Annotated in this window: 19 protein-coding genes; 14 read left to right on the top strand and 5 right to left on the bottom strand. The window is 46.0% G+C overall.

Annotated features, from left to right (window positions below; all coding sequences use genetic code 11):
• Window positions 1-6: 6 nt before the first annotated feature.
• The 3 genes from MKY95_RS28880 (at window position 7) to MKY95_RS28870 (ending at window position 2,491) form a co-directional block, all read left to right on the top strand.
• Window positions 7-1,005, top strand: a complete 999-nt coding sequence (locus MKY95_RS28880; RefSeq protein WP_256721333.1) for a C39 family peptidase — start codon at window positions 7-9, stop codon at window positions 1,003-1,005.
• A gap of 24 nt (window positions 1,006-1,029) precedes the next feature.
• Entirely contained in the window at window positions 1,030-2,052 is a 1,023-nt protein-coding gene (locus tag MKY95_RS28875; RefSeq protein WP_179088696.1) for a hypothetical protein, read from the top strand.
• Between the two features lie 247 nt (window positions 2,053-2,299).
• Window positions 2,300-2,491 carry an aspartyl-phosphate phosphatase Spo0E family protein gene (locus MKY95_RS28870; protein WP_036606805.1) on the top strand — a complete coding sequence of 64 codons (192 nt, stop codon included), beginning with the start codon at window positions 2,300-2,302 and terminating at the stop codon, window positions 2,489-2,491.
• 45 nt (window positions 2,492-2,536) lie between these two features.
• On the opposite strand, the gene MKY95_RS28865 is transcribed toward MKY95_RS28870, so the two are convergent.
• Together MKY95_RS28865 and MKY95_RS28860 are read right to left on the bottom strand one after the other, a co-directional pair.
• On the bottom strand, window positions 2,537-3,415 hold the full coding sequence (locus MKY95_RS28865; protein WP_017692164.1) for a carbohydrate ABC transporter permease: 879 nt from the start codon (window positions 3,413-3,415) through the stop codon (window positions 2,537-2,539).
• Window positions 3,416-3,547: 132 nt separating this feature from the next.
• Window positions 3,548-4,468 carry an ABC transporter permease subunit gene (locus MKY95_RS28860; RefSeq protein WP_036668173.1) on the bottom strand — a complete coding sequence of 307 codons (921 nt, stop codon included), beginning with the start codon at window positions 4,466-4,468 and terminating at the stop codon, window positions 3,548-3,550.
• Window positions 4,469-4,783: 315 nt separating this feature from the next.
• Here MKY95_RS28860 and MKY95_RS28855 point away from each other — a divergent pair, with 315 nt between their 5' ends.
• From MKY95_RS28855 to MKY95_RS28845, 3 genes are all read left to right on the top strand, one after another.
• The gene (locus MKY95_RS28855; protein WP_076319695.1) at window positions 4,784-6,544 is read left to right on the top strand and encodes a histidine kinase; all 1,761 of its coding nucleotides are present in this window, start codon (window positions 4,784-4,786) and stop codon (window positions 6,542-6,544) included.
• Window positions 6,519-8,111, top strand: coding sequence for a response regulator (locus MKY95_RS28850; RefSeq protein WP_076319694.1), 1,593 nt, complete (start codon window positions 6,519-6,521; stop codon window positions 8,109-8,111). The genes MKY95_RS28855 and MKY95_RS28850 overlap by 26 nt, the downstream gene beginning before the upstream one ends.
• Window positions 8,112-8,350: 239 nt before the next feature.
• The gene (locus MKY95_RS28845) at window positions 8,351-10,003 is read left to right on the top strand and encodes an extracellular solute-binding protein (RefSeq protein ID WP_076319693.1); all 1,653 of its coding nucleotides are present in this window, start codon (window positions 8,351-8,353) and stop codon (window positions 10,001-10,003) included.
• A gap of 123 nt (window positions 10,004-10,126) precedes the next feature.
• On the opposite strand, the gene MKY95_RS28840 is transcribed toward MKY95_RS28845, so the two are convergent.
• Entirely contained in the window at window positions 10,127-10,369 is a 243-nt protein-coding gene (locus tag MKY95_RS28840) for a hypothetical protein (protein WP_036606815.1), read from the bottom strand.
• A 298-nt stretch (window positions 10,370-10,667) separates the two neighbouring features.
• On the opposite strand from MKY95_RS28840, the gene MKY95_RS28835 reads away from it, so the two are divergent.
• The 3 genes from MKY95_RS28835 to MKY95_RS28825 all read left to right on the top strand — a co-directional run bounded on the left by MKY95_RS28835 (window position 10,668) and on the right by MKY95_RS28825 (window position 15,708).
• Window positions 10,668-12,386 carry a DUF6138 family protein gene (locus MKY95_RS28835; protein WP_076319727.1) on the top strand — a complete coding sequence of 573 codons (1,719 nt, stop codon included), beginning with the start codon at window positions 10,668-10,670 and terminating at the stop codon, window positions 12,384-12,386.
• 89 nt (window positions 12,387-12,475) lie between these two features.
• Window positions 12,476-13,528, top strand: a complete 1,053-nt coding sequence (locus MKY95_RS28830; protein ID WP_076319692.1) for a hypothetical protein — start codon at window positions 12,476-12,478, stop codon at window positions 13,526-13,528.
• A 278-nt stretch (window positions 13,529-13,806) separates the two neighbouring features.
• Window positions 13,807-15,708, top strand: coding sequence for a hypothetical protein (locus MKY95_RS28825; RefSeq protein WP_339195629.1), 1,902 nt, complete (start codon window positions 13,807-13,809; stop codon window positions 15,706-15,708).
• A gap of 73 nt (window positions 15,709-15,781) precedes the next feature.
• Here MKY95_RS28825 and MKY95_RS28820 read toward each other — a convergent pair whose 3' ends face one another.
• Window positions 15,782-16,888 (bottom strand): stalk domain-containing protein, encoded by a 1,107-nt coding sequence (locus MKY95_RS28820; protein WP_036668091.1) that lies wholly within the window; start codon window positions 16,886-16,888, stop codon window positions 15,782-15,784.
• A gap of 201 nt (window positions 16,889-17,089) precedes the next feature.
• On the bottom strand, window positions 17,090-17,296 hold the full coding sequence (locus tag MKY95_RS28815; RefSeq protein WP_017692174.1) for a hypothetical protein: 207 nt from the start codon (window positions 17,294-17,296) through the stop codon (window positions 17,090-17,092).
• 330 nt (window positions 17,297-17,626) lie between these two features.
• On the opposite strand from MKY95_RS28815, the gene MKY95_RS28810 reads away from it, so the two are divergent.
• From MKY95_RS28810 to MKY95_RS28790, 5 genes are all read left to right on the top strand, one after another.
• Window positions 17,627-19,255, top strand: coding sequence for a copper amine oxidase N-terminal domain-containing protein (locus tag MKY95_RS28810; RefSeq protein WP_305955694.1), 1,629 nt, complete (start codon window positions 17,627-17,629; stop codon window positions 19,253-19,255).
• 188 nt (window positions 19,256-19,443) lie between these two features.
• Window positions 19,444-19,893 (top strand): disulfide oxidoreductase, encoded by a 450-nt coding sequence (locus tag MKY95_RS28805; RefSeq protein ID WP_047841622.1) that lies wholly within the window; start codon window positions 19,444-19,446, stop codon window positions 19,891-19,893.
• A 19-nt stretch (window positions 19,894-19,912) separates the two neighbouring features.
• Complete coding sequence (locus MKY95_RS28800) at window positions 19,913-20,356, top strand: FixH family protein (RefSeq protein WP_036668090.1); 444 nt, start codon at window positions 19,913-19,915, stop codon at window positions 20,354-20,356.
• A gap of 92 nt (window positions 20,357-20,448) precedes the next feature.
• Window positions 20,449-21,429 carry a LacI family DNA-binding transcriptional regulator gene (locus MKY95_RS28795; RefSeq protein WP_076319690.1) on the top strand — a complete coding sequence of 327 codons (981 nt, stop codon included), beginning with the start codon at window positions 20,449-20,451 and terminating at the stop codon, window positions 21,427-21,429.
• A 161-nt stretch (window positions 21,430-21,590) separates the two neighbouring features.
• A complete protein-coding gene (locus MKY95_RS28790) occupies window positions 21,591-22,916 on the top strand; it encodes an ABC transporter substrate-binding protein (RefSeq protein WP_083669906.1) in 1,326 nt (441 codons plus the stop codon).
• Window positions 22,917-23,011 lie beyond the last annotated feature (95 nt).

The raw sequence follows: 23,011 nt of genomic DNA, 5'->3' as shown, positions 1-23,011 counted from the left end.
CCGTCCTTGGCTGAGAATATTTTAGATAACCTCATCATGAAGCGGGAGTCCAAATCGTACGTGGATAGTCTGCATGCGATACTAACCCATACAGGCCAGTTTCAAGGTTCCAAGGTTGTACTTGCCGGATATACGGGCATGGCTTTCAAGCTGTCGGTGCATCGCAGACTACTTCCCATGTCGGTTACAGCATATGGACAATGGGGGGAAGCACATCGTCCTGGAGTCGATAACCTGGGGATATTCACGATCTGGGATGGGGGACGTACACGTCATTCCACGTTCGGTTATTATCAGCAGGATGCAGTGAATTGGGTGAGACGGAGTATTGATGAAGGCAATGGTGTGATTTACTGGATTCCTGAGTTTGGTGTTATTCATGGATATGATGACAGTGACCGCATCTTTTATGTGCAAGACGGATGGAGCAAGGAACCGCAGATTTTGTTGTATGATAATTTCGGCTTGAACTTTTCCGGATTTTGGTATTGTCAGGTGTTTGGTGATCAGGTCCGCATCCCTGAACAGCAGATGCTGCTGGAATCCCTGCGACTGGCAATTGAGGATTGGGATATTCCCTATCGTCTGTTACCTGATCAGAATATTACTTCAGGTAGAAAGGCATATGATGTGTGGGTGGAGGCCCTGCGGAGTGGGGATTTCGATGAAACCGGTGCAGGTTATATTTTGGAATCCTTCTGCCATTCGCGAACCGAAATAAGGATGTATTTGCAGGGTGTTCGAGGGATATGGAACGAACTGGACCAGGCTTGTGCATGTTATGAACAGCTTGGGACGTTAATTGACCAAATGAAAGGATATATGGTTCAGCAGGAGAATAGACGTGTCTTGCGACCAGACACCACAGAAGATTTAGCACAAGTACTCGTGAAGGCGAAAGCACTGGAAGAGCAGGCTATTGATTATTTTCGAGTGATATCCAGGAAGTATCCTGACCGTAAAAGGTCCACTATACCACGGTGGGGAGCACATTCCGCACGATAGGATGAGAGGGGAAGGGAGTGAAGGATGATGGCGACAAAAGTAGTATTGCAGGACTGGATTCAATCCCCGCAAGCTGCGAGTTTTGCTGATGAATATAGATCATGGAGCGGTGTGAGCGCATATACAGATGCGTTGTTTCGCATTTTATTACATAAACAGTGGACAGTTTTGCCACACCACATGATTGCAGGCATGACAGCAAGTGCATTCCGATTAGTGGTGGATCGGCGTCTGACGTCAGAGTCAATCTCCGCATACAATTGGATGGCAGAGAACTTTGTCGCAGCAGACTTCATTGGTGTGACAACGGGACAACATGGTGGATTTTCATTTGAACCGACTTTTCCGCTCTATCAGAAGCAGGCTCTGCTGGACATTAAAGCTTCCATTGACCGGGGCGTAGGTGCGATTCTCTGGCACGATCAATTTGTCATTGTTACTGGATATGATGATGCGGAACGGGTGTTATTCATCTGTGAAAGTAAAGGTAATGAAATCATTTGTCTGCCCTATGATTCGTTTGGGAGGAACAGTACACCCTACTGGTATTATCAGGTTCTGGAAGCCTGTGGACCTATCGATTTATGGGAAGTCTGCAAGGAATCGTTAATCCAGGCCGTGTACAAATGGGAAACTCATGACTATATGCTGCCGCCCCAAGATTATGCCTGTGGGGCGGCTGCGTATGCCGCTATTGCTGCTGCTTTGCAGTCAGGAACATATGACGCAGAACAAGCGGCAACTGTACTTCGCTATTATGCCAAATCAAGATTGGATATTGCCTCTTATGTTGCAGGACTTAAGCATCTGTCCATTCAAATGGACCAGGTCATAGACGAGTATGAGCTACTCGCAAACCTGTATACAATGATCATTGAGGAAATAGACAACTCTATCTCTTGGGATTCGAGAGAACCGGAATGTGTGCAAAGCGTGATTGAGCTTATCCAGAAGGCAGGGGCTACGGAACAACGTGCCATTGATGCCATTAAACGTGCCTTTCCAGAGACGATAGGCAATCGTTTTAAGGATGTTGGATTAAGATGAATGGAGCATGATAGAGAAAATTGAAAAACTCAGCAGGAATAAAACCGGACAGGCGCAGCCGATCCGGTTTATTTGTATTGAACATATATGCACATCAACTCATGTGATCCACGCTAATCATAACTTTTACAAGAAAAAATAACCAAAATTTTAATTTTGGGGTAATCCAAATCCCCTCTTGTTCCGAATATTATATTAGATGGTCTTTTTTGGATGATGATATTCAAGGACAACAGGGGGCGGGAGTATGGTACATAATCCGGAAACCATTCAGGAATGTATCGAACATGCACGGCAAAGGCTCTACCAGATTGCAGCTCAATACCCGGAACTATGGCATCCGGAGGTTATTCGCCAATCCATGGTGCTGGATGAGTTAATTAATGAATATAACAATGCAACTCGCGGGAGAACGATCTCGAATCAACTGAAATCATGATCTTTCTGAACAAAGAATTCCAAGAAGGGATTCCGTGTGTTTGCCTTACTCTTTTACCGCCCCGAGCACAATCCCCTTGACGAAGAAACGCTGCAAGAACGGATATACGAGCAGAATCGGCAGAGCGCCAATAAAGATCTGAGCCGCGTTCACCGTACGTTGAGACATGTTCTGGAGCTGAGTTGCATCCACGTTCATGTTGGAGAAATCTTGCTGTACGATTATGGTCTGCATTAACGTGGCGAGTGGATATTTGGAAGCATCATTCATATAGATCAGCCCGTCGAACCAGGAATTCCACTGACCTACCATCGTGAATAAAGAAATCGTCGCAATGGCGGGCATGGAAACAGGCAGATAGATTTTGAACAGAGTTGTGATATGGTTGGCTCCATCGATAAATGCGGCTTCTTCCAGCTCTTTTGGCACGTTGCGGAAAAAGTTCATCATGAGAATCAGGTTCCAGACAGCCACCGCGCCTGGCAAAATGAGAGCCCACATCGTATTAATCAGCCCAAGCTTCTGGATCAAAATATAGGATGGAATCAATCCCCCGCTAAACAGCATCGTGAAGATGAAAAACCACGCATATAATGAACGTCCCTTGAAATGCAGACTTTCCTTAGATAACGGATAAGCCGTCAGGAAGACAAGTGTCATACTGAGCAGTGTTCCCAGAACAGTACGCTGGACTGAAATCCAGAGTGCACTGAGAAAGTTACTGTTACCAAATGTTTTGGTGTAGGCATCCACCGTAAAATCAATGGGCCAAAGTGTCACCAGATTGGCGGATGCTGCCGCTTTACCACTGAAGGAAACCGCTAGAATATGGACCAGCGGCAGGATGCACAGGATCGAGACGGCCGCGATGAATATCAGGTTAAAGCCATTGAATATACGGTACCCGGTTGTTTTGTGATACACCTTGATTCCTCCTTTGCATTTTGCATAATTCGATTTGAATCGCTCGCGTGTATAAGATATAGACGAACTGAACCATTTCGATCTCTATCTTGCTTATTGAAAGTCGCTGTCTGGATTTATGCAAAATGCCCCTCAAAAAATACGGTAATTGGCGATTTTGTACGCCATCCGGTACGCAGAGATGACTAGGAACATCGCGACAAATGATTTGAATAGTCCAACAGCGGTGGCAAAGCTCATTTTGCCATTTAGAATCCCCATCCGGTAAACAAAGGTATCGATAATATCGCCTTTTTCATATACCAGCGGATTGTACAGGTTAAAGATCTGGTCAAAACCTGCATTCAGGATGTTGCCCAGCGATAACGTACCTACCACGATAATCATCGGTACGAGTGCAGGCAGGGTAATATGTAATGTCTGTCTAAGCCGTGTTGCCCCATCCACCTCCGAAGCCTCATACAATGCCGGGTTAATACCCGCCAGTGCTGCCAGAAATACAATCGTTCCGAATCCAAACTCCTTCCACACATCACTGACAACCACCGTTACACGGAACCAGTCGCCATCTCCCAGAAAAAAGATCGGTTCAACACCAGCCGCGGCTAAAACCTGGTTTACCAGCCCACCTTCCGGTGATAACATATCGAGCAGAATGCCGCCCAGGACAACCCAGGACAGGAAATGGGGCAGATACACCAAGGTCTGTGAGAAACGTTTGAACGTAGAGTTCCGAACCTCATTTAGCAAAATGGCGAACACCACGGGGGCCACAAGTCCGGCCACAATTTTCATCGAAGCAATCAGCACCGTGTTCCAGATGACCTGAACGCTGTCGGGATATTCGAACATGAACCGGAAGTTGTCCCAGCCCACCCATTTGGAGCCAGTGAATCCCAGCCACGGTTTGAAATCTTGAAAAGCAATAATAATGCCGCCCATGGGCACATAGGCGAACAGTAAAGTGAGCAGTACAGCAGGCAACAGCATTAGATGCAGCGGCCATGTGCGTTTGAAATTCCAGCGGGTACGTTTGCGTGGATGGGGTGTCATTTTTCGCACCGGCGTATTGGTTGTTAACGGTTGTTCTATAGCCATCAGGGTCCCTCCTTTATCTCGTCCAGCCCTGAAAGTGAGGCGAATAAGCCTCTGTACAGAGTGGAGCAACTGAATTATAGCAACGGAGAAAGGTCGACTATAGAACAACATTTCAATGCGGATGTTGAAATATTAACTTGTTGAGGAAACAGAGGTCTTCAAGTCACAGGAAAACGGGAGAACAAAAAATCATATAGAATTGTAAGGGCTTTCAATATAAAATAGGACTTCGGTGTAGAACGACTCCAAATTTAGGGACAGGGTGAAACGATGAAATTCACAGTATTTGCGAAGACGGTCATTCTCTTAATCTGCCTGCTCGTACCTATTCTGCTGCTGTATACATACGCGAACCAGGCAAATGTGGACATGGTCGTTGAAGAGAAACAACAGTCGAGTCTGAACCAGTTCAATTATTTCAGTTCCCAGGTGGATAAAAATATCGAGCAGCTCTCGCTGTATGGCCTGACATTGCTGCGAGATCCGAGTATCCTGCATTACCGTTACATGACGGACTCCACCAGCCAATATGAGAAGAACAGTATCTATCTGGATATTCTCGACAAATTATCGTTGTACCAGTCCACCAGCCGCTGGAAGAACGATATTACCATTGTCCTGCCACAAGCGGAACTTGTGTTATCCACCATGTCCAGCCGGACGGTCTACGATGAGAAGATGTTGACGTTCCCGCAACCTGGCCAATGGCAGCTGGAGAAGGGGAGTTTCACCTACTTTTTCACGGATAACTACGAGTGGAATGAAAAACCGATGAATACAGGCGTGCGAACGGTGATGGAGATTAATTTTGACCCGATGAACGTGGTTGCCATGTTGGATGATTTTAAAGAAACGCAGGGAGGAGATCCCTTCTTGCTGGTACCAGGTAACGATCCGTTGCTGAACCGTACGGCGGACCCCGAACTGGTCGAAGCGATCATGCGTGATATGCCTTTTAACGGGCCGGAGAGGGAAGGCAATCATCAATTGGAGGTGGGCGGTAAACAATATCTGGTCAGTTACGTGCACTCCAAACAACTGCAAGCGGTATACGTGAACCCTGTGGTATTGGATGATTTGCTGACCCCAATGGACAAGAGCCGAAATATGTTTATTACCTCCATTCTGTTACTGCTCGTGCTGAGTATCGGGGCCGCACTGCTTTTGTATCGAAAAGTTCAGGTGCCCATCCATCGCTTGATGAGAGGGCTACAACAGATTCGCAAAGGGCAGCTGTCCACACGGATTCCGGTCGATCACTCTCGTGATGAATTCGCGTATCTCACCCAGAGCTTCAACCATATGGCAGAGCAGATTCAGGAACTAATCGAGAAGGTATACGAGGAACGTATCCGCTCACGGGAAGCGACATTGAAACATCTGCAATCACAGATCAATCCGCATTTCCTGTACAATTGCCTGTTTTATATCAAAAATATGACCCAGCTCGGCAACCGTGAAGCCGTTATTGCCATGTCGCTAAGTCTGGGAGACTACTATCGCTACATTACGCGGGGCGAGAATGATATGACGACAGTAGAGGAAGAAATCCGGCTGCTGGACCATTATTTGTCCATTCAACAGATGCGGACCAACCGGCTGACCTACGAGATTGCCGTACCGCAGCAACTGATGTTACTTCACATTCCGCGACTGCTCATTCAACCCATCGTAGAGAATGCGGTGATCCATGGCATTGAGCCGATGGAGGGCAGTGGGCATGTCGTCGTAACAGGGATGGCGGTACCCGAACATATTGAGGGTCGGACATATACAAGATATAGCCTGTTTGTTGACAATGATGGTGTCACGCTGACAGCGGAAGAGATTGCCGAATTGGAACGGGAGATCAATGAACCGATGGGTGAGGAGATTGGAACAGGCACATGGAATGTGCACCAGCGTCTCGTTACGCGATATGGGCTGTCGTCCGGGCTTCATTTTGGAGCGATTCCTTATGGTGGACTTAGTGTAGAAATTCGATGGTTTGAGGAGGAACAACCGCATGATGAATCTGATGGTCGTGGATGATGAACATTCGGCAGTAGAGTCGATCGCTGTCTCGATACCGTGGAGAGAACACGGGATTGGGCAGGTATTCAAAGCCTATTCAGTCAAAGAAGCTCTGGAACATATGGCATCACATCAGGTCCATATTATTATCACGGATATCCGTATGCCGGGTCTGTCCGGTCTGGATCTGGTCAGTCACATCAGGCAAAAGTGGGAACAGACCAAATGTATTATTTTATCGGGGCATGCCTCCTTCGATTATGCGAAGCAGGCGCTCAAACATGGGACAGTCAGTTACCTGCTCAAACCGGTCAGGGATGAGGAACTGATCGAATCCGTGCAGCAGGCCGCCGTGCAGATTCGCCTTGAGGGTGAGAAACAAATGCTGCATCAGCGGGCCATGTATTCAGTGAGGGAACATCTACCCGAGAAGCGGGCGGAGCTGATGAAGGATGTATTGTTAGGGCATAAATTTGCGGATGCTGAACTCGAAGGCAAGCTGGAGCAACTGGAGATCGGGTTCCGTCCACAGGATAAAATGCAACTGTTGCTCATCCGGTATGATGACCATCAACCTACACATAAAGCGTTTCGATTGATGAAGTACGCCATCTCGAATGTAGTGGAAGAGATCTACGGCAGTACCTATCATCTCTGCCATACGGATGATGCCTATGATGATCTGGTCTTCATGGCCAGTCCCAAACAAACTCAGGCCGAACCAGAAATGTTAATGGGCCGACTTGGAGAGCGGTTGATCCACAGTGTGAGGCAGTATCTGAACGCGACCATTTCCCTGTCCGTTAGTCGTATGGGGCGTTTCCCAGATCAGGTGCCGCAGCTATATCATCAAGCTGTGAGTGCACTTCGCAAGCAGGCCGAGGCGGGCAAAGGATTACATCTGAATGCGGCGGCGGGAACCAATGGGGCCACGTTGAAGTCTCTTGCAGCGCTGTATGAACCACCGGGTCTAACGACGTTACTGGAAGCGGGGCGCATGGAAGATGCACACCGTAAGATTGATCAGATCTTTACCGAACTGTCGAACAGTGTGTTCCCGGAGCATGTGTATGTGGCTTTTCATTATCTGGCGGCAGCATTCTCCTATATGGCTCATCGGGAAGGAAGGCAGTTAACCGAAGTGCTTGGCGAGCAATACCAGCAGCTGCTCAAGGATGGATATGGTATCTCGCTGCGTAGTCTGGAAACGTGGACCAGATGTGTGATGAAGCAGTGGGAAGAGAGCACAAGCGATGCGGGACAGGATGCCGGATCAACGCTGATTCGGCAGGTGCAGCAATGGATTGACCATCATCTGGGTGAGGATCTATCGTTGCAGGTCATTGCCGGAGAGGTGCATCTGCACCCGGTATATCTGTCGAAAATGTACAAACAATCCACAGGTGAAGGCATTAGTGATTATATTATCCGTTCCAGAATGGAACGTGCGGTTCATTTGCTGAAACATACGGCGATGAAGATCTATGAAGTCGGTCAGGAAGTGGGGTACAACAACACGCCTTATTTCATTCAGGTGTTCCGCAAACATTATGGACTGACCCCGCAAGATTTTCGGAACGGTTAACAAATCGATATGAACATTGAAATTGTGATATATGTTTGCCTCCCCGGCTGCACTATCCTTTTCATGTAAGGTGCATTTGGCATCAATCCAATCAGCGACTTGCATCAGCAAAATAAGGATCGAAATGGTGTTGTTCGTCCATATTTTGTACCCGTGAGCGGTTGAAATCGAATGATGGCAAATGCAGAGGTGCATTTGGCACATAAGGGTATCCAAGTTACCTGAGGAGGGGTTAGTTCATGTATAGAAAAATGATGACGGCATTGCTCGCAATCACGATGGTTGCTGTAACGGCATGTAGTTCGGGGGCCAAGGAAGAACCGGCGAAGGAAGCCGCTGCACCACTTGCTCTGCAAGATGGGAAGTATGAACCGGCGGTACAGATGAGTTATCTGCGGGCCTGGAATGATGATACGAAATTCAAGAACGGGGAAACGGCTCAGAACAATGTGCATACCAAATGGGCCAAGGAACGACTTGGCATCGATCTGACTACGCCATGGGCTGTATCGGTGACCAATGATGCATTTTACACGAAATTACGCTTGTCCCTGTCCGCTAACGAAGAACTGCCGGATATCGTCTCCATTCGGGGAGACTACAATCTGGTCCGGGAATTAATTGAGTCCGGCAAATTTGCCAATGCAGGCGAGTTGTTTGACAAATATGCTTCGGACACATGGAAACAGGCATCCGAATCAGCATCCGAGGAATGGTATCCATACATGTATGAGGGCGAGCGTTATGGCATTCCAATCTTCGATTATGCTTACAACGGCGATTCGGTCATGTTTATCCGGGAAGACTGGCTGAAGAAGCTGGGACTGGAAGAACCAAAAACCATGGATGAGCTGGTTACGGTCATGGATGCTTTTACAAATCTGGACCCGGATGGGAATGGTAAGAAAGATACGTATGGTCTGACCGTGGGCATGAAAAATGCGCTCAATACCTGGATGACGGAATCCGGCTGGATCTTCGGCATGTACAACACGATGCCTGGACAGTGGAATGATGCCGGAGACGGAACACTGCAATATGGCTCTATTCAGCCAGGTGTGAAGGATGGGCTTGCAACGATGAAAGATTGGTTGTCCAAAGGTTACCTGCCCAAAGAAGCAGGCGTCTATGACGAGATCAAGGCAGCAGAATTGTTCACCGCAGGTAAAGCTGGCATTATCGTGGGACCACACTGGATGCCAAACTGGCCGATTGATGATGTGAAGAAAAATGTGGACGGTGCCACGTACAAGGCCATTGCTTTACCTACAGGACCAACAGGTGAGAGCCACCAGCATGGTTCTGGTGCAAGTAACGGCGTTGTACTGATTAACAAAGACATGGCGAACCCGGAGATTTTCTTCACGTACCAAAATTATCTGTTCGACAACTTTGCTAATCCGGAAGTGGGCAGCGAGTTCGAACATGGCTTCGCACAAGGATATGATTATGACATCGTGGATGGCAAAGTCGTTGGTGAAGCTGAAGTGAAGGACGGCGTATCACCACTCAAATATACAATTACGTATGACGGTGCACGGATTCCGAATCTCATGATGGATACGCTGGCGGAACTTGCGAAGGGCAAGGACCCGGAGACTCCTTTTGAGAAAAATACGAAGATTGCCAACAAACCGGAAGTGTTTGTAGCCGCTGAGGTGGTCGTTGCGAATAAAGATAACGCCATTAAGAATAAGTTCACCGGGGCACCAACCGAGACGATGAAAATGAAGAAGGACGCAATCGACAAGTTGGAGAAAGATACGTTCAGCAAGATCATCTATGGTCAGGTAGGCATTGAGGAATTTGATGCGTTTGTGACGAAGTGGAAATCCATGGGCGGGGATGATATCACTGCCGAAGTGAACGAGTGGTATAAGACAGTTAATTAATTTACAAAGCAGGGGAGAACTGATGAATTCATCAGTCTACCCTGCTTTTTTTGTCTCGAATAACATTTATGGAAAAATAGAACCTTTGGAGTTATAACTATTAATCTATATCGTACAGATCGATTATGACTCGCAGCGGACAAAAGTTACTTGTTTTCCTAGAATCACATTCTCAACCTTCCATCCGGCATTTAACCAGGATAGTGCCTGTGTATGATTATTGGAATTATTCACCCACCATTGTTCGCGATTATACGCTGTAGGGGGTAACGTAAATCCAAGAATCTCCTCAAGCTCTGCATATGTAAGGGTGATTGAAACTTGATTCAAATAGTTTTCCAAGGGGAAGTATTTGCTGTAGCTCATTTAGTCAGACCTCCTGAAAAGGAATACAATGATTATACAACGTGGGGATGATGATAGCGAGGGCATACCGAGAGCGTACATAGTTATGAAAAAAAAGGAATCCGTAGATCTCTTTGACCAGCAAACAACCGTGCATAAGCCTTATTGTTCCGGGTGTACTTGAGAGAGTAAAATAATAGGTAATATACGAACATCAATACGTATTTATAACATAGATGCCCCGGATTAATCCGGGATTCATAGAGGTTCAAGTGTGGTTGATGAACATCATAAGATGCATGGGAAGGCAGGAGATCAGATGAGTACACTTTATGATCAGGCGATGGAAGAGATGATGACGACGATCCATGAATGGTTTGATGAACAGGAAAAGCGGGATGACTTGGAAAGTGTTGTGAAGCGAACCACGCTGCAAATGGGTATTTTTAATGATATTGTGCTGGATTACAGACCTGGACGGACCACGATAGACAGCCTGGATCTGGGTTTGGATGATGATGATGTGATATCAAAGCAGGGAGGAGTCTTTACCGAGGAACAGGTACGGAACGAGATCAGGCCTAAGCTTGTAGAGGTTGTTCAGGGAAGATTGGACAAGCTGGCAGATACTCCGTTGATTGACTACCGCTTCACCTTGCGAGGGAAATTCCCAACAACCGAAGGCAAGCTGCAACTGACTTTATTGGAATGGATCAACGAAGAGAAAAGAAAGCTGCTCCTTGATCGTATTCATACCTATGTAGACAAGAATCTGGAGAACAGTACATATCCAACGAAGCCATTGGAATCCTTCTTTTTGACAAGTCATCTGCTCGATCCAAAGCTGTTCCCGGAGTTGGATGTGGCATGGACTATCAGGCAGTATGACCGGATTCAAGAGTTGAATCAGAGTCGTCCGGAGGCACTTGCGGAACATCGTCGTGAGATTACTCATGCAGTGACGGCATGGGTGGAGAATCAGTTTTTGCCACAGTATTATGATGTTCAGTCTTCGCCTTATCGTACCAATGAGTATTCACTAAAGCCCGGAGCAACGCTGGAGTCGAACGTTGAGACACAGGCAGGCCAACATTTGGACGAGCCTGGGAAGGCGCAAACATCCGAAACTCAACCAAACGATCTGCTATTATACGCGGCGGTCATGATTCTACGTTTTGAGCCGAGTTATAGTAAACCCAAAGGTGTGACTTTTCTGGAGCTCGCGAAGCAACTCGGTAGCAAACGTGCAGCAAGCATGATGACAGAAGGTAGCGGGACGTATGCGAAGGACGATATTCATGTGAAAACGGAAGAAGTAGAATGCAAAGCAAATGATGTATTTGCTCTGATGACCATTCACATTCGTAAGGAAGAGCCGGGTGCCTATCAGCAGGCACTTACCTTTATCACTCATTTATTGAAACAGGGCTTTCCGAAAAGTTATAAGATCAAGCTCAAGTCCAGCGTAAAGCAGTATTTGCCGATCAAAGGGCTCGCGAAGTCGGATACCCACCGATTCTTTGCCAATGCACTGGAGTACCCGGAATTGCATCCACTTCTGGAAGAGTATGCGCGTGAGGCTATCCAAGAGTTTGAGTTCTACGAGGATACCGAGGGAGAGAAAAGCTGTATGCCGGGCAGTTATGCAACCTTTGGACTGGGGCTTGTGGATGAGCAGTATTTCCCGTTGGTTGAATATTACATGGGTGAAGTGGATGATGAGCATCAGTTGATTCAGGATAAGTTCATTGCGGCATTTGTAGAACAACAGGGTGTCACGGCTCAAGCCATACCTGCGTTAGTCGCCAGCTTGCGTCGTTCGACCGATAGTCTGAAGCTGAAGATTCAGCCCGAACTGGAGAATGAGGAAATACTCGAACTGCTGGTTAGACAAATTCAAGAACTTGAGTATTATGAAGCGGAACGTGTACTCTATCCGATCTTTGGCAAAGTGGAGAAGCTCTCAACGCTTGCTCGCAAGGCCGAGGGAAGACGGAAGGAATTATTGATGGAACTTTTGCAGGCCGCAGAGAAATAAAAATGTAAACAACACAAGTAAGATTGTGCTGTGCCAGCCAGTAAAGCATTTTAGAAAAGTGAATGTGCATAAGGAGGGTGGAGAAAGTTATGGAAGCATTGAGACGAGACATCTGGCAGGGGTTGAATGCTCAGGACAAAGAGGCTTGGATGCGTAAGCTTGTTCGTCAGTTACCGGACGGTATGGTATATGAGGGTCTCGAGACATTTGAACGGTTTGGTCAGCGAATAGAGACAGGTGTATTTACGGAGGATGGGCTGAGATTTGTGTTTGTGCCTGGGGATCAAGTAACACTCGGCTGGGATCGTTGGCAGCATGGTATGAACGAAGAGACATCAGCCGACCTGCATGAAACGGTCAGTGAGTATGGTGTGGAGGACGTGGATTCTTTTCTGGCGAGTCAAATGTCGCCTGTAAGAACGGTCAACATTGCGCCGATGCTTGTTGAATGCGAACTGATCTCACTTGGCTGGATTGAAGTGTCCAAGGAGGAAGCATTTGCACAGGAAAATCCTGATTTCCCTTCAGCACTGGAGCAGTTTAAGCAGTCGGAGATCCGTGAATATGAACTGCATCAACAGTTTCGTCTGATTCGCCAAAGTGAGAATGAAGTCCGAATCCTGTGGTTCAACGAAGGAATAGAGTTGGAAGACGTTGTGAGGGAGGAAGCTGCGGCGGGTTTTGGTTTGCTGACTGAAGACGAATGGGAGTATATCTATGGCGGCGGTTGTCGCACGTTATTTCCCTGGGGTGACAGCTTCGACTATACGATGAGATTGAAGCACTTTGGAAGTCTGGAAGGCGTGGATGAAATTGTGGATGGATCAGCAGAGACGGCCTCTTCACGTGTTGAAGAAAAGGATGATCGTCCTTATGATCTGGAAATGCCAAATTTCTTCGGAATGCAATTTGCCGGTGATCCCTACAAGTATGAGCTTACACTGGATTCGGCTGGGGATGTGATGCCCAAAGGCGGAGACGGTGGGAGCCTGATATGTGGTGGTACAGGGCCGCTAGTTGGTTTCTTGCCTGCTGCTGCGGTCTATTATCGAGACGTTAATGCCAGTGAACTCGACTGGGAGGATTTGATGGATGCGATGATGTATCGCAGGGTTATTCGTTTGGCTGAACTAAAGGTTTGATGGGTTAACCGAAACAGCTATTAAGCGGTAGCATCCATACGTAGAAAGAGATTTAGTGAATTCTAAAGGGCAGTTGACAGATAAATGAATAGATCTGTCGCTGTCCTTTGGAATGTTCCATTAGGGCCAGAAGATGGAAGAAAAAGTAATGAATATTTAGATCAAAAGTTCTATACTTAACGAGTCTCAACCAAATCCATTACACAGAGAAGGAGTTAAGTATGTCCAGAGGATCCAAATGGCTCATCGTCAGTTTAGTTTCAATTTTTATACTCAGCATGTCGCAATTCACAGTCTCAGCGTCCACTTCAATAACTCAAACGGCTCAGAACGCAGAGCGATCCATTTCATCCACAGATCGGGTGCAACATAACATTCGTTTTGCAATCAGAGGCACGGAGGTGACCGTGACTACGCTTCGAACGAGTTTTGATACTGGTGAACTCAAAGAAAATGAGTACCATTTTACCGATCCAGCTATTCTCCCTAGAATACATACCGGTCTGACGACAACTTCCCATCAGTATGATCCTATCGTTAGTGACACACCAGCAGGGTTAAAAGGATACATAACTTATTATGCCACGGATGATAAGCAGCATTATTACGTTTTGTACGAGTATGACTATAGCTCGAACACACTTCGCAAGGTCCATGAGGGCGAAAACCGTATCCACTTGGAACCTCAAATCGGAATATATTATACGATCTATGAGAAAAACGTACCTAAATCCAACTACTATTCCATGGTCACAGGAAAAAAAGTATACACTCGCGGAAAGCTTTTGCTGGAAAGGGATTTTACAGATACCAAATATGTGGTATCACCGATTCCACAAACCCGTAATTTTGGGGTTTATTGCACAGATACTTTAGATTGTCACTATCTTGAATATGGCGGTATAAAGGGGAAGAAGGCCAAAGTAAGCGACTTGTGGATGAAGCCCGACCAGAAGACGGGCTTGTCTACTAAAGCTTTTCAGGTAAGTGCAGATGTTCATCTAAATGTTTCTCAAGGCAACACGAGGGATCGGAAATCAGACTGGACTGTGGTTGTAACCAAAAATGGCAAAAAAACTACACTGATTAAAGAGCGAGTGGGCTATGTGCAATCATTTATCTCACCCGAAAGAAAAACATTGGTTCTGGTCACAGAGAACGGTCTGGATAGTAAAATGGAGTCGTCCAAGGTACAAGTCTATGATTTGAAGACCCTTAAGCGGATTCGTTCCTATGATTCTCCTTATCGCGCTCGTACCGAAAGTATCCAGTGGATTACTGAGGATGAGTATATTATTGAACAGTATTTTTCCAATCCAGGCTCTTACCCGCCATCCTTATATGTTATTTCAGAAAATAAACATCTTAAATTGAATTATGGTACGTACAGTGACTGGAAAAAATATTGGAATTCTTTTCAGTTCTCTAATGTGTTTTTCCCGATGGAACCTGTAGCTATTAAGTCTGATCAGGGTGTATTGGAGTATAAAGGGCAGCCCACCTTCTATATGGAAGGTCAGCATTATGTTCCTTTAGAAGAATTCACTAAAGCATTTCATATTCAATATAATCTCGGGAAGGATCGGCTCACCTTCACTCGTGGTCAGCGTTCTTCCAGTGTGAATCAACCTTCAAAACAATTGTTGACGCTATACAATCAGACCTTTATTCCTTTAGGTCAGTGGAGTAAGGACTTGGGGCTCAAAGTGTCGGAAACAAAAGCAACTGGTTACAACAAACAATTAAGCATGAGCGATGAAGAAAAGGGAACTGATCTAGCCATGGATTCCAAAATTCTTCCTTTTCATGCAAGAGCACGATGGATGGATCGGGTAGGGGAGAGTTACCAATTAGATCCGGTAAATACAAGGCCGATGGAATCAGCTGTGCCAGACCGAATTGATGGTGTGGTGCTTAATTTTGATCGAACATTGACCATTTCCTCCTCTAAAGATTCAATTACAGAGTTGCTGTTCATCAATCCAGACTACACTTCGGTGCTCGGGAAAGTATCTTTAACGGACATACCTGAGAGGAAGTGGGGATTTAGCACAGCCAAGATTCCAGAAAACATGTTACAAGATGGTGTGCTTAACGTGATTGTTCCCGTGAAAGAAGGAAAATCAACGATGGTGTACTCCTTAAAGCTTCCAGAACCATTTGATAAAAATAAATTCTAAAGATTCAAAAAAAACACACATCAAATCAGCCCCAACTCATAGAGTGGGACCGAAATGATGTGTTTATTTTTGTTTATTTCACTTTTTGTACAGATACCGCCATTTGCTCCAGTTGAGTGTGAGTCAATTGGTTATTCGGTGAGCTGATGGTTACATAACGATCATCCAGTTTGAACGTGAGCATATCCGTTTGGTCTGGTGTGTACCATTTGGCTGATACGCCATTAGGCAGTTTTACCGTTTTACCATCATAGCTGAACGAGTAATCTTTAGGGGATACCGTTACATTCATACGATTAAAAACAAAGTTTACACCATCACCGCCTGCACCTACGCTTTTGAACGTATCTCCAGCAACCATATGTTGTGGAGCATAGGCTGTGGTGAACCCGTCAAACTTCGCAAATGCTTTGCGAATGTTATCCAATTGTTGTTTGCTATAGTTCACATCTGCAAATGCAGTGATCCCTTGATCGTTGTTGTCAGTTGCCTTCTGAACAGAGACAGCGACTTGTTGCAACTGAGCTTGGCTCAGCTTATGATCCGGGGAGCTAAGCGTAACGTAGCGATCATCCAGTTGGAACGTGAGCATGCCCGTTTGATCTGGTGTATACCATTTGGCGACAACACTATTGGACAGTTTCACGTCTTTGCTCGTATAACCGTCCGAATAATCTCTTGGAGACACATCCACTTTCATATGGTTGAAAACAAAACTGACGCCGTCGCCACCCGCACCTACACTTTTGAACGTGTCACCTGCGATCATCTGCTGAGGGGCATAAGCGGTCTCGAACCCATCGAATTGTGCAAAAGCTTTTTGAATCGCCTCTTTTTGTGCTGCGCTATACGTTACATTTGTCAAAGCTGATGGATTGCTTGTTGCTTGGCCGATAATGACCTGTCCTTTTTTGCCGTCATAGGATACAGGCACATGCAGTGCATCGGCAAGCGCTCGTACGGGCAGATAAGTAGAGTTGTTATAAGTAATTGGCGCAAGTTTGTTGCCATTGCCATCCGTTGGCGAGTAAGCCGCGCCATCGACATTAAAGCTGATTCCATGATTAAGGTATGCGGAGATTTTCTCCAACTGCGTTCCGGCGAATACACCCGTTGCTCCTGTTAATGTCATGCCCAGCACCATCATTGTTGCTACGGATTTCTTCATGTTTTTTTTCATCCTATATCTCTCCTTCAAGTTGGGGTTTGGTTTGTTTAATGGGCTCGCTGTCCCTTATGGCTTTATATTAAACCCCGAACATATCCAGAATAATTCTGAATTATCTCCAACTTGTAAACATGTGTATATAAACGGAGAATGTAGAACGAAAACGGAAGCTGCTTGGTGTGTTGAACGTATTCTTTGCCGAATCGAAACATTTTAGTTAAAAAGATAGAGGATTAGTCCGCCAAAACCAAGTACAATCGCACCAACGTATACATAGGAAAGTTTGCTAAGGTTTTGCTTTGTGCGGCGGTCATATTCGGGGTTGCTGGTCTGATTGGCTTTGGAATTTCCGATGATCATGGTAGCAATACCTCCAAACAAGGCGATACCCACAATTAAAACATAAGGCAACCAGGTCATGAATGGACCTCCTTCGCGAATAATATGATATGTCTTTATTGTACTTCAGGATAACCTTTGATGTAAGCTTTAGTTGAGAAATAAAGGAAAATGAAGTATCTATATTACAGTATGTATGTGGTCTTGGATCGGAAAGATCACTACAATTTTATATTTTTTTAATTCAAAAAAACCTTGATACAACAGGAGTTCGCAGCTTTCTTCACTGAAAGCTGTGAACTTTTTTTGCCCACAGAGTGATCCAGAATAGAGAACCCTGCGTTACACCCTATGAAGACGACGACGAGGAAAGAAATTATACACACAACATAATCGAGGAGTGAACACGTAATGAAAATGAAGATGAAGAAGTTTATCGCGCCTGTACTTAGCTTGACACTGTTGATGCCGGGGATCGCTGGAGCAGCTGCCGCACCACAGACACCAATGACCATGATGAAAGCATCCGTGAACACACCTGCGGCTGACCTGAGAGCAAACCTGGACCACCTGTTGTCCGAGCACTTTGCACTCGCAGTAACGGCAATGGCCAAAGCATATGACGGAGCAAAAGATGCAGATGCAGCCTACAAAGCACTCGACCAGAATGCACTGGATATGCAACCAGCAATTGCTTCCCTATACGGTGACGCAGGTGCCAAAGAATTCGAACGCATCTTCCGCGCTCATAACAAATACACAGATGATCTGGTGAAAGCAACCAAAATGGGCAACCAGGCTGGAATCAAACAAGCACAGGCAAACATCAACGGTTTCGTGGATGAGTTCTCCACATTCCTGAGCACAGCTACCGAAGGCAAGTTGCCAAAAGCAGCAGCCAAACAGGCGCTGAAAGTACATGAAGATCTCGTGCAAAAAGTATTTGATGAGTATGTAGCTGGAGATTACGTTGATGCATACAAGGCTTACCGTGAAGGTTTCAAGGAAATGTTCGACGTAAGTAAGGCACTCTCCACAGCAATTACGACACAAATGCCTGAGAAATTCGAAAATACCAAAGCGGATACAAAAGCAGCTGATCTGAGATCTGCACTCAACCACTTGGCTTCCGAACACTTTGCACTTTCGGCTCTGCAAATGCAAGAGGAATTCGATGGACGCACAGCAGCTTCCAACGCACTGGTTACAGCTGAAGCTGGAAACACAGCTGACTTCAAAGCAGCGATTGCTTCCGTTTATGGTAACGATGGTGCCAATGCTTTCGAGAAAATTTGGGTAACGAACCACGTTAACGCACAAAGCGACTATGTAAAAGCTGTTAAAAACAACGATGCTGCGGCTCGTGCAGCAGTAGAGAAACGTATTGATGGATTTACAACAGAATTTGCTACATTCCTGGATTCAGCAACAGCTGGCAATCTGCCAAAAGCAGCAGGACAACAAGCGCTGACAACGCATGAAAATCAAGTACAAAACGTATTGAATCAATATGCAACAGGTAACTATGATGCTTCTTACACAACGAATCGTGAAGGCTTCAAAGTGATGTTTGGTGTAGGTCAAGCCCTGGGTAACGCCATCGTGACTCAATTCAACGACAAATTCCAAGAGCCAGCAACACCAGCACCAGCGCCAGATATGACAACGGTGTGGATGCAACTGAACAGTAAAATGCTGAAAATTAACGATAAAACAACCAACATGGATACCACACCAGTGCTTTGGAAAAACACAACATACATTCCATTGCGTTTCCTGAGTGAAGGTATTGGCGCAACGGTGAAATGGGACAAAAAAGCACAACAAGTAACGGTGATGGCTGGCGATGATACCCTTGAATTCTGGGTGAACAACAACGTTATGGAAGTAAACGGCGTGAAGAAAAATGTGGGTGCAACTGTATTTGTAAACAAAGATGGACGTACGCAAGTTCCTCTGCGCTTCATTGCTGAACTTCTGAACTGGGACGTGAAATGGGCACAAAAAGATGGTTCCATTACGCTGACTAAATCGATGTAATCCAACGTTTATATACGAATCAAACAAAAAGAGCTGCCCCATACGGCAGCTTTTTTGTATTCACCCAAAAGTTCAAATATTTGGTATAATCATCGAGTAATGACCTACATAACAGCTTGAATAGCCGATGGAGTCTAGAATGATGTATGATAATTTGGTATAAGCAAAATGAAGAGGGGGACAGAGGAATGAGTACATCATCAAAATCGGAGCGCCCAGCGAGAAATGTGGATACCCGGTTATTTGTCGCTTGGGCCGTTTCCGTTATCGCAACAGGGGGGAGTCTCTATTTCAGTGAGATCAAGGGCTTTCTTCCATGTGATCTGTGCTGGTACCAGCGCATATTCATGTATCCACTAACGATTTTGCTGGGCATTGCTTACTTTAAGGATGACGTGGGCATCACGAAATACGTACTCCCACTGAGTTTCGTCGGTGGCGGCATTTCGTTATATCATGTAACGATCCAGCGTATTTTTTCGGCTACAGGTAATGCCGTCGCGTGCGGTAAGGTTCCATGTTATACCGACTATTTGAACTGGTTTGGTTTCATCACAATTCCATTACTGGCACTGATCGCCTTTATTATCATCATCGTGATGCTGTGGGGTATCGGCAAAACACCAAAATCTTCTTAATAAGAAAGGATAGATGGTGATGAGCGGACAAGCTCGGTGGTTCATGCCCTTCGTTATTCTGCTCCTCCTGACGGTGGGATGCTCTTATGAAGAACAGTCACAATCGGGCGAGATGCCGGAGATGATCAAAGTGAAACTTGACGTTCCAGAGAAAGCTTCTCTTCATGAACCAACACGGTTGCAGGTGAAGCTTACACAGGGAGATGCACCGTTAAGTCATGCTGACCATGTGCAATTCCAGATCTGGAATGAGCTTGATGATCCGCCTTCTGTATCTCCGGAACAAGGTATGATGACAGCGGACGAACTGGAGAATCAGGGGGCTATAACTGCCAAGGAGGCAGAGGAAGGGCATTATGAAATCCAGCATACCTTTGAAGAACCAGGTACGTATGTGGTACAGGTCCATGTTACGCACGGAGCTATGCATAGCATGCCGAGAGCGAGAATTGTAGCGGAATGAAGCAGCAGGCGGGTACCAAGGCTTTGGTTCAGGTTTAACAATAGGTTTATAATGTTAAAGGTATGAAGAATGTTGTAGGAAAAGAGGCTGTTATGGCAACTATTCATGATGTTGCACTCAGGGCAGGAGTTTCTGTAACTACCGTCTCGCGTGTATTAAACAACCGGGGATATATCAGTCAGAAGACTCGGGACAAAGTGTATCAAACCATGGACGAACTGAACTATCGACCCAACGAAATTGCCCGTTCTCTTCTGCGTAAGCAATCCAATGTGATAGGCTTGATTATCCCCGATGTATCCCATCCGTTTTTTGGAGAACTGGCTAGCTATGTTGAGTATCATGCTTACCAGAATGGATTTAAAATTATGTTATGCAATTCCCACATGGACCCTTCCAAAGAGCGTGAATATGTGGAAATGCTCAAGGGTAATCGCGTGGATGGCATTATTATGGGAAGTCATACACTGGAAGTTGATGAGTATATGAATCTGCATTCCCCAATCGTGACCTTTGATCGTAAGATCGGTGAAGACATCCCGTTTATCTCATCTGATAACTATCAGGGAGGGGTTATGGCTGCTGAATTGTTGCTCTCGAAGAACAGACGACATTTGGCACATATCTGCGGTAATTTGGAATTGCAAATGCTGTCCAATCGCCGGACGACAGGTTTCGTTGATACATTGCAGGCTCATGGAGTCAAACCGGTCATGATTCATGAAACCGATCTGAATGTGTTTGATCAGCATCAGTATACGGAATTGGTGGATAAGCTGCTTGCACAACACCCCGAGGTGGATGGGCTCTTTGTAACGAGTGATCTGATGGCGGTGCATGCGCTGAAGCAGATCGTGTTAGGTGGGCGCAAGGTACCCGACGATATTGCTATTATAGGTTATGATGACAGTCGTGCGGCAGCGTATACGGTGCCTGGCATTACAACGATCAGGCAGCCGGTGGAGGCCATGGCTAAGCTGGCGATTGATCTGATTCGGCGCCAGCTCGCGGAAGAGAAGATCGGAATGGAGCATATTTTGCCAGTTAACATCGTGGAGAGAGAGACGACCTGATACGGGTCGTTTTTTCCTATTCGTCCTTTTGCCACGAAGAAATGAAGTCGAGAAAATTTTTTTTGAATGGTATGTCAAACGATTGACATGTCAAACCTTTGACATTATAATTCGATTTGTAAGCGTTTCCTTTTAAACTATTGATCGGGGGCCATAACAAGATGAAAAGAGAACAGAGATGGATGAAATTATCGGTATTGTCATTGATTATGATGCTTGTATTGTCGGCATGTGGAAGTAAAGCAGCGACGGAGTCCAACTCCTCCTCAGAGGGTAGCAACAGTGAGAGTGTCAAAATCACCTTGCTTAATTCCAAGTCGGAAATTAACAGTCAGTTGGAACAAGCAGCTAAAGACTTCCATGCCGAAAATCCAAATATCACACTCGAAATTGTACCCGTAGGCAGTGGACAGTCTCCGTTTGAAAAAGCGTCTGCTCTGTATGCCTCCGGCAGCCCTACAACGATGATGATGCTGGATACAGGAGATGTTGAGAAATTCAAGGATCGTGTTCTGGATCTCACATCCGAGTCTTGGATGAAGGATGCTGTGGAGAACAGTACAGCGGCTACAACGTTTGATGGCAAAAATTATGCCTTCCCGTTCTCTATTGAAGGATATGGATTCATCTATAACCAGAATGTATTGGATCAGGCAGTAGGTGGGACATTCGATCCGAAGTCTGTACAGACCACTGCACAGCTCGATGAGCTCTTCCAAAAGATCGCAGCTACTGGAAAATCACCTTTGATTGTATCTCCGATGGATTGGTCGCTTGGTGCGCATTATCTGGGGCTTGCATATGGTGGGCAGTCGGCGGACCGTGCGAAGGTGGATCAATTCATTACGGACCTGAAGGCAGGTCAAGTGGACCTTGCGTCCAATGCCGTGTTTAATGGCTTGTTAGATACATTTGACCTGATGAAAACCTACAATATCGACAAGGCTTCTCCACTGTCCGGAACCTATGAGCGTGGACCTGAGGTCCTTGGCAAGGGTGAGGTAGGCATCTGGTTCCAGGGCAACTGGGCATGGCCACAAATTTCAAGCTTTGATACAGCAGATGGAAAATATGGCTTCCTCCCGGTACCTGTGAGCAATAATCCGGATGATTTCGGTAATACGCAAATCTCTGCTGCTGTATCCAAACGCATATTGCTGGATAAGGAGAAGAGCACACCAGCGCAGCAGGAAGCAGCGAAGAAATTTTTGGACTGGATCGTTTATAACGAAAAAGGTCAGGATTTCCTGGTGAATCAAGCCAGTATTATTCCGGCATTCAGCAACATTACATTGGAGCCAACCGATCCACTTGGCAAATCCATTAGTGAATACATCAAGGCAGGCAAAATCGAGGAATCAATGAGCACACTTCCTGCGGATCACTGGTCCAAACTGGGTGCATCCATGCAGAAATACTTGGCTGACGTCATTGACCGTGCCGGGCTTGCCAGCGAAATTCAGGCATACTGGAGCAACGTGAAATAAAGGAATTAATCTTAGCCCTGCGCAGCACATAGAGAGAGACTTGCGGTAGCCGGAGATGATGAATGTACAGCTTCCACATGAGGTCTGTTCAACTT

Origin of the sequence: Paenibacillus sp. FSL P4-0176 (genome assembly GCF_037975265.1) — a bacterium.
GTDB classification, from domain to species: Bacteria; Bacillota; Bacilli; order Paenibacillales; family Paenibacillaceae; genus Paenibacillus; species Paenibacillus amylolyticus.
The sequence above is the reverse complement of the archived record's forward strand: the minus strand, read 5'-3'. Positions and strand labels throughout refer to the sequence as shown.